The sequence below is a fragment of the Novipirellula herctigrandis genome, from assembly GCA_007859835.1.
In the GTDB taxonomy this organism is placed as follows: domain Bacteria; phylum Planctomycetota; class Planctomycetia; order Pirellulales; family Pirellulaceae; genus Novipirellula_A; species Novipirellula_A herctigrandis.
Genome location: SJPJ01000001.1, coordinates 2,162,044 through 2,166,420, shown reverse-complemented (window position 1 = coordinate 2,166,420; position 4,377 = coordinate 2,162,044). Strand labels below are relative to the sequence as shown.

The following is a 4,377-nucleotide window of genomic DNA, read 5'->3' as shown; positions in this document are numbered from 1 at the left end:
GTTGTGTGCTGCGCGGTCGATGCTGTAAAGATGCATGTGCGCTCGCAGGAAGGGAGGGTTCCCACTCCGATCGCGTCCAATGGCGGAATATTTCCAAAGCAAAGACTCAAAAAAATCTATTTGCTGAAATCAAGCACTGGGTGGCCCTTTCTTGCCCTTTCTTGCCTTTCTTGTCTGGGTCCTTTCTTGTTTCCAAAAACCTGGGTGGCCCTTTCTTGCTTTTCTTGGCTCCTATCTTGAGTCGCATTGGGCTCGACACTCATGGTTGGTGCGACATTGTGAAGGAGTTTGGTCGCGTCTTTAAGCGAGCGGCAGGAACGCCCGAGAGCCTTGCTCGCGAGGCAGTCCGGTGTGGTCAAGGCTGGCTGTGTGCTCCCGAGAACCCACTCGGACTATCTTCGGTGTAGCGGATTCTGTTCCGCACGCTAGAACCTGCAACTGATTTTGCGATTGACGTTGTGTGCTGCGCGGTCGGTGCTGTAAAGATGCATGTGCGCTCGCAGGAAGGGAGGGTTACCACTCCGATCGCGTCCAAAGGGGGAATATTTCCGAAGCAAAGACTCAAAAAAATCTCTTTGCTGAAATCAAAAACTGGGTGGCTCTTTCTTGTTTCTTTGGGTGGCCCTTTCTTGTTCTTTCTTGTTTCTTGCTCATTGGAAAACTTGGGTGGCCCTTTCTTGATTTTTCTTGATTTGTTATTGCTTTCTTGTTTTCTTTTGTTTCTTTTGTTTCTTGTTTTCCCCTTTCTTGTTTCAGTGTTTGTTGTGTTTGTTTGCACTCGCCTCCACTCGTCCTGCGGGTTCGCGAGCTCGCATCAACCAATCCGCTTTCCAACCCAGAACTCGCCGACCAAACAGGTCGCAGAGTTCTTGTTCCGCGCAGGGTATTGTCGAGCACATTCCGTATGGCTTTGCGTCCTTCCTTACGGTCTGAGCCTACTCGACAACAACCCGGAAACCAGCGTGATAAACCCTTTGCCACTCGGGGTAACCCAAACGATAGCTTGAGGAGGCACGGAACGGGCGGTCGTGCCAGGAGCCACCGCGGAGAACCTTCTTGCCGCTGCCGTTGTTGCGTCCATCGCCTTCGTCGTAAGGATACGCCTTGTAGTCCGATCGTGTCCATTCGGCAGCATTGCCGTGCAGATCGAACAAACCCCACGAGTTCGGCTCATAGCTGCCTACCTTGGCGAGGTGTAGTACCCCGTCGTTTGATCGGGGGTCTTTCAGCTCGAAGTCGACCTTATAATTGGGATCTGGTATTGGCTTGGGATTCACGCCGTTTACGGCCATCTGCTTGACCGTAATATCCGCCAGGTTGGCGTGTTTGGAGAAATCGGCGTCGAGGCCACCGAAGGATAGCGGCGTATCGGTCCCGGCTCGGCAGGCCCATTCCCACTGGGCTTCTGTCGGAAGTGTCACCTTACGACCGGTTTTCTGCGAAAGCCAATCACAGAACGCCATGGCCTTATCCCAGGAAACGCGGATCACTGGGTACCGCATGTCGTTCATGTAATAGCCCCGCTTAACCTGATCCTTGTAGTGCATGTCGTACACGCCGTTGAGATAGTCAGGGTCGAACTGCCGGAACTGTTCCAGAGTAACCTCGGTGGTTCCCATAAAGAACGGCTTGTCTATCCTGACGCGCGAAACCGGTTGCTCGACGGGCGTTTCGTCGTTGCTACCCATGGAGAACTCACCGGTGGGGACGCTAACAAGCTTCATCGTCACGGAATCGCTCAACTCGAAAGCAAGCGTCTCCTGCTTGTGCGAGTGTACGCGCGCAGGTTGTGGCTGGAGCACGTCTTGCTGTTGCGGTTCGGGAAACTCGAATTTTTCCGACTTCCGATAGGGGTTAACGATCCGCTCCGGATCATAATCAACGAGGTCGTACTGCTCGCGCAGCTCCTTCCGCCGATCCAGAATCGTCGCCTTCGCGCCCGCCTCGCTCCAGGTGCCGTGGTAAGGAGCGTTCAGGTCGATCCACGTGATCAGGCGCTCCCACGCTTCCTCGTCGAGCTTCACGTTGTGGTGGCCTTTTTCGAGCATCTGGACGAGTTCACTTGTGTCGGCATGGAACTCGAGCGGAGTGAGCAGGTGATAATCGCCCTCGGGGCCATTGCGGCGAACGTACGGATGCAGCGTCTCGTGGGCGTCGCTGGGGTTCGAAAAATCAGGGATACCGCATTCGGCAAATTTCATGCCCGTGTTCGGTCCGGTACCGATGATACGATCGGCCACCTGATAACGTCCCGCCCGGTCGTGGCCGTTTGGCGTCAGATCGTTTGAGCCGTCATGACAGCCGATGCAATACTTGTCGAGGACGGGTTGGACCTCGCGCTGAAAGCTGAGACCTCGCGGCGGGCCATAAAACGGTTCGAGTTCACTCGACGCACGATTCATCGCCGAGGCGCGTTGAATCATCGGGACCGTATCTTGGCTTTCATGGCAACCAATACATGAAAGCCTCTCGCCGGGCATGGCCACCGTCCAGCTTCGCATCAGCTGGAGCGCTTTGCCATCTTCGTCGAGGGGTTGCATTGAGAACGGTGTGTTGGCTGGTACCTTGAAGTTGGCGGAGCCGTCCGCATCGACCGGCGCGGTTCCGAGCAATTGCTTCGCGTCCCAGCCAGCCTCCATTCCCATCGAATAGTGGCCTCCCTTGTGACGCGGACCATATTCATAACGATAGACGCGAAGACTTTTCACTGTGCCAGGAGGGACATTCTTCAGCCCTGGTCCTTCGTAGATATTGTGGATCAGCACCGTGGCATCTTTGTTAGCAAGATCGATCCGGTCCGGCATGAGTGCGGGGCGTTTTGTCTTGCGAAGTGGAATCGGCTCGAAGTAACCGCCATCGCCATTCGCCTTCTTCAAGCACAGCATGTTGTCGAACACGTCGAGCAGGTAGACCGAGTTGCCGGTAACCGCCAGGAAGTACTTATCGCTCAATGGGTACGGGGTGTAGAACATTGGGCTATAAACTTTGGCCAAATTATCAATCACCAGCGGCTCAACCTCTTTACCCCGGCCGGTGATCAGTTGTACGGCGCCGTCGGCATCGTGGCGGCCCTTGGCAGCATCGAACAGGCAGAGGGCGCCTCCCTTCGCGTTGCTGTGGTGGCCGGTCACCGTCGCCAGGAACATGGATCGCTTCCCAGGGATTTGTCTGGGAAAGAAAATACTGTTGGGCCAATAAGAGTTACTGCCATAGAACGCCTTTTGATCCGTTCCGTCAGGGTTCATCGTCATCAACACACGGCTGAAATAGTGAGCCGAGTCGGTGTATTCCCAACGGGCGTACATCACGCGGCCGCTTTCCATCACCGCCGGATGCCAACTCGCATCCTGGTCGAAAGTGAGACGGCGGACGCCCGTGCCATCGGGATTCATCCGGTACAGATTGGCGACATAGGAATTGCCGCCGACGCACGGCACGCCTTCATAGCTGGCGGTCGAGGCGAAGATGACACGGTCATCGGGTAGGTAACAGGCGTCGTAGCAATCGACGTCGGCGCCCATGTCAGGAGTGACCCTCTGTGGCTTGCCGCGCGGCTCGCCGCTACTTGGATCGATCATCTGTTCGAACACGGCATACCCCATACCGTCGCCCGGAGCCTCGCTCAATTCGTCTTTTTCGCAATGCGAGGCGAACAGCAAACGGTTGCCGTCAAAGTGCAAATCCAGATCACCGACAAACTTGCCACCGGTCGGTTTATAGACGGTTTTGATCTCGCCCTCGTAAAGCGGCGACATCACGACGAGCTCATCGTCATACGCGCCCGCAGCCTCGCCTGATACCCGAGTCTGCCAATTACTGGAAAACCGCTTGCCCTTTTTGCTGCGGACCATCAGCAGGTGGTCGAAGTCTAGCAGCGGGTTGGCCAACAGGGCCTCCTTCTTCAGCGTCGCGAATTCATCGCTGTCTTCGTTGTCGATCCCCTCCAGCCGCTTCAGGAACTCCTGTCCCTTGGCATACTTGTCGCCGAACTGGTTGATCAGATCTTCGATGGCTAGCCGCAACGATTCACGATCGCCTTCGCCACTGGCATGATGCCCGCCGTTCATCAAGGGCCCGTTAAGCACGCCGTCGTTGTCCTCCGGCAAGGGGACCTCTGGCATGGCAATCTTCGGACTGCTACGCCGAGTTTTTTGGACATTACGGATCTCCTTGAGTTCCGCAATCTTTTGGCCGACTTTGAGGGAACTCTCGGAACCGGCGACGTCGAGGACCGTCTCTCCGGTAGCGGGCTTGGGGATCGCGGCCCCCCAAACGACTTTTCGGTTCTGGCCAAGCACCCGAACTTGAACCTCGTTCAACCGGGTTTCAAAACCGTCGCGATTCCAAATCGATATTCTGTCGATTTTCACCGACTCT

Annotated in this window: 2 protein-coding genes and 1 pseudogene; 1 reads left to right on the top strand and 2 read right to left on the bottom strand. The window is 55.8% G+C overall.

Translation table 11 applies throughout. The features are described 5' to 3' along the window. Window positions 1-407: pseudogene (locus CA13_RS34845) on the top strand (hypothetical protein); the annotation flags it as partial. 154 nt (window positions 408-561) lie between these two features. Here CA13_RS34845 and CA13_RS07725 read toward each other — a convergent pair. Both CA13_RS07725 and CA13_RS07720 read right to left on the bottom strand, forming a co-directional pair. Next, window positions 562-897, bottom strand: a complete 336-nt coding sequence (locus CA13_RS07725; RefSeq protein WP_146395349.1) for a hypothetical protein — start codon at window positions 895-897, stop codon at window positions 562-564. Window positions 898-935: 38 nt separating this feature from the next. Further along, the gene (locus CA13_RS07720; RefSeq protein ID WP_146395348.1) at window positions 936-4,370 is read right to left on the bottom strand and encodes an SUMF1/EgtB/PvdO family nonheme iron enzyme; all 3,435 of its coding nucleotides are present in this window, start codon (window positions 4,368-4,370) and stop codon (window positions 936-938) included. Window positions 4,371-4,377: the final 7 nt, after the last annotated feature.